The sequence below is a fragment of the Loigolactobacillus binensis genome (assembly GCF_005405165.1).
Classification (GTDB): Bacteria; Bacillota; Bacilli; order Lactobacillales; family Lactobacillaceae; genus Loigolactobacillus; species Loigolactobacillus binensis.
The window spans coordinates 1-4,209 of the sequence record NZ_BJDN01000055.1; the positions used below are offsets into that span (position 1 = coordinate 1).

Here is a 4,209-nt window from a genome sequence, read left to right on the forward strand (position 1 = left end):
TCAAAAATAAAGACCCTACACATTTGATTTGTCGAAAATTTGTTCAGTTTTCAAAGGTCTACCGAGTTGCTTAACGCAACTTAATTAGTTTACCATGACCAGCAATGCTTGTCAAGAACTTTTTGAATAAATATTCATAAGCGGTTCAACTAACGAAGCGCGACACGCAACTTTATTACTATACCAAGTTTAAATATCTTTGTCAACAACTTTTTTTAAATCAGTTAAAATATTTAAATCAATTGCTGTGAACACTTAAATTTGACAACTTAAATAATATACTACGATTTTAAAATTGCGTCAAGGATTAATTCATAAAAAAATACAATGCGCATGAACATTCATTCTAAAGTCGCTTGGCGCAAGGTCTGATCCAACGCTGTCCCGTAAGTTTCACCAAATAAATTAAGGTGCGCCAGTAAGTAATAAGTTTGATACCACGCTATTCTCTGCGTGTAGCCTGAGCGTAACGGATACGCCTGCTCGTACGCGCGATAAAAATCCGTAGTGAAGCCACCAAATAAACGGCTCATTGCTAAATCCATTTCCCGATCGCCATAGAAAACGTCAGGATCCAACAGGACAGGCGTACCATCGGCTAAAAAGTTAACGTTGCCTGCCCACAAATCGCCGTGTAATAAGCTGGGCCGAATCGTCGTCGTGGCAAAATAAGCACGCAGCCGTTGTTCCAACTGCTGCAGGTGCTGCTGGCGAAACTCAGTCCATAGATTATTGCGCTGGGCTAAGGTAGCTAAAACATTGAGGCGTTGATTAATATAGAAGTCGGCCCAATCAGTCTGCCAAGTATTTAATTTAGGTAGCTTGCCTGCTGTGAAGTCATGCGCTAGGCCAAAAGCAGCGGCGTGTTGGTGATGAACTGCAGCAACTGTACGGCCTAAAGCCGCTGCATCCCCGTGACCCATTTCCAGCCACTCTAATAGTAAATAGGCAGCCCCAGCAATTTCACCACTGGCCAAAACTTTAGGCACGCGCGCTGCAGTCGCTAACAATTGTAGTCCCTCCCGTTCATGAGCAAAAAAGGCAAGGGATTACTGCGGCTGTACTTTCAAAAAATAATCCTGCTGCGTTGTACGCACGCGATAGGCCTGATTAATGTCCCCACCGTGAACCGGGATCACCTGTTGAATGCCACCGATCGGTAATTGGGCCAACCATTTTTTTGTTAACATTTAGGTCCTCCTTAACTATAGAAAAAACCACTCGTAAACGAGTGGCTTTACAAAACTAGACTTATTTTGCACCGAGAACACTAGCATTTAGTGAGATCTGACTGGTTTCGATAACTTTCTCGTAATCCGCTTGTTGTAATAAGAAGAGATTGCGAATCCCAGCTTTCCCAGTGAGAATATTGTTCACTAGGGTCGATTGACTGGCAAGATCTGCGATCACTGGCAACAAATCGACTTGTTCTGGTTGGTTTTCAGTTAGATAGTCGTAGAAGCTGTTGGCAGTATTGATCACTAACTGGCTATGATTATTGGTGAAGACCATATTCTTCAACCACCAAATGATCAATTCGTTTTCCGTCGAGAAGACTTCTAGCAAAACACCGGCTTCATTCAGAAGTTGGATCGTTTCCTTATCGTTTTCGTTATATTCCTTAACCAACACTAAACTACCGTTGGTGCGGTAGAAATTCTCACTAACGACCCGATTGGCGTTGTTTTGATCCAAATATTGAGTAGCCGACAATTGACCAGCTAGATCAAAGACATCGCGCTTGATCACTTTACCTTGACTATAGTAAAGAACATACCACAACGTGTCATCATCCCGGCGTTTCAGCTGCATTACCGGCTGATTATTCTGGTCGCGTACTAATTCAGAATGCGTATTTTCGTCCTTGGTATACTGCCAATCATCATTTTGCGGAATAATGTTATCCGCTGCTGCTTGAGGTTGGTCGCTATCCTGCAAGGATTCATATAAATTCAACAGTTGGGCATTAGGTGCGATCAGACCCTGCTGCTGGTAATCCTGCCAGGTAGCCTGCAAGTAATCGTTATAATCAACCGTGATATAAGTTGGTGCAACCTGTGCCTGCGCAAAAGTAGCTGCCGTAGCTTTTAGGGCTGCCTTTGTATCATCATTAGGTTGACGCTCAAAATTACGCTCAAAGACAAAGTAGCGTGCTGCTTGGTCCAGCACAACTTCATTAACACTTTCCGTTACTTGAAAATACTGTTCTAACTTCTTTTTCGTATTTTCCAATTGAACGGTGTACTGTTGATGGCGATTTTGAGCATTGTCCAAGGCACTTTGAGTGGAGGTCAAGCGCCGCTCAGCAGCTTCACGGGCTTTTTCTCGTTCGGCCTGTTTAGCGTCGATCTCAGCTTGCAATTTAGTCAATTGCTCAGCCAAAACATTTTGCTTAGACTTAATGTTAGCAACTTCTTTAGGTAACTCAGCCTGACGTTTTTGCGCGTTAGTCAGTTTAACCTCGACAACTTCTAATTGCCGCTTAACATCGTCTTTTTTAGCATTCAATACCTGAACATGGCTTTTTTGTTGTTCGGCTAAAGAAATCATGGTCGCTAGATCAGTTTCCTGCTTGATCTTTTCTACCATGTCGGCCTCTTCTTGTTCATAGCCAGCCAATTCATCCTTGGCCCCATCAGCCTGCTTCTCGTATTCAGCAATTGAATCCGCAACGTCAGCCTGCTGCTGCTTAACCGTTGTCAATTGTTCTTGCGCCCGGGTTTGCTGCTTTTGGGTATTAGCAAACTGCACCGTCGTTTCGTCCTCAACGTCACCTTGCAGATCAGCCACCGCGTGCTGATCCTTTTGCTCGTCTTCCTTTAACGCTTCGATCTGCGGGACGATCCGATTGATCTGGTTTAGTAGCAACTTCCGCTCAGTAAAGAGTTGGTCGCGTAACTTGTCTTTAACAGCTTTGAGTTGACTCTCCAAATCAGCTAACTGATTTTCAGTGGCCGAACGTGTATTGACGACGTCGGTAAGCGTTGCATCGCTGGCGTTAGTCGTACTTGCTGTGTCTGTTGATTTACTCGTTGTCTCCATCTCCATCTCATGATTATTATTCAAGTCACCTTGAAGAAAACCCACCTCTGTAAACAATGATCGCGGTCATTAATCGCTTACAAAAATAAGCTGTTTAGCCTAATTCTAATGCATTCGGCCCGGCGCATCAACTCAAGACACTAAATTTTGCGAAATTGTTAAAAGAATGACTTGAATTTGAGACGAAAGGCAATCATTAACGTGAATTTAGTGGCCTTTAAGCCTAAAGTCTTGGAACCAACTGAATTATCAGCCTTTAAAATTTGATCTCGTAACAAAAATCTAACTTTTTATAATAATCCAATTCGATAAAATCAGTGGGCCGTACGTCACCAGCCGGTTTATCGAAATAATCTAGTTGCGCTAATTTTAACATGCGGTAAACAAATTGCGAACAGAACATAATGTTGGGGCGGTAAGAATGCTTAGTCACTAATCCTAACAAATTATAGGCGCTACCGGTGGTATTGATCTCCTGCACTTTATCAATGATCTGCTGTTTTTGTGCACGCGTGGTGGCTAAACGATAGATCAGAACCGACGCATCGGCCTTTTTATGGAAGGCTTCAACCATTTCGGCATTTAAACCAGGTGGATACACCTTTTCACCGCCATTATAGCTGATGATCGTCTTTAGCTCCGCATCAAAACTTAACGAAGCGTGATTATATTGCTTTTGGGTAAACAAGGAAATGATCTCGCTGGCGTTGCTGCCAGTATTGGAGATCACTAAGTAAATGTGCGGATCAGCCAACGAGGCGTAAGCATGCGCAAAATAATCGGCGGTCAGCGATCCGTTATTAATGTACTTAGTCGAGCTATGCCGATGCAGATCCGCGAAAGTCGCCTTTAATTTATCAGTTGCTAAGGTCTGCTTGAGTTTACTGATGCCTTGTAGGGAATGTGCGATCGTTTGCTGATCAGTTTGTAATTGCGCAAAACTAATGGTGGCCAGTTCCTTGATCGACGGTAAATAAAAATCAGTACGCTTCGTGATGATCACTGTCCGCTCCACTACTAATGGCAATAAAATCAACAGCGCGGCGAAAATTCGACTAAAAAAGGCAGTTGAACTGAACCCCCAGAATTGGAGAAATCCAAATCTGGGGGTTTTATCATGTTTTCAAAAGAAACAAAAATTAAGGCTGTATTTGAATTAATTCAAGG

General features: G+C 43.0%; 2 protein-coding genes and 1 pseudogene. All 3 read right to left on the reverse strand.

Features of this window, described 5'->3' with window-relative positions; all coding sequences use genetic code 11:
* Positions 1–341 precede the first annotated feature (341 nt).
* Positions 342–1,190: pseudogene (locus FFM78_RS13430) on the reverse strand (fructosamine kinase family protein).
* Positions 1,191–1,251: 61 nt separating this feature from the next.
* Entirely contained in the window at positions 1,252–3,042 is a 1,791-nt protein-coding gene (locus FFM78_RS13435; RefSeq protein WP_223877096.1) for a coiled-coil domain-containing protein, read from the reverse strand.
* A 256-nt stretch (positions 3,043–3,298) separates the two neighbouring features.
* Positions 3,299–4,045, reverse strand: a complete 747-nt coding sequence (locus FFM78_RS13440; protein ID WP_223877097.1) for a hypothetical protein — start codon at positions 4,043–4,045, stop codon at positions 3,299–3,301.
* Between the last annotated feature and the right edge of the window lie 164 nt (positions 4,046–4,209).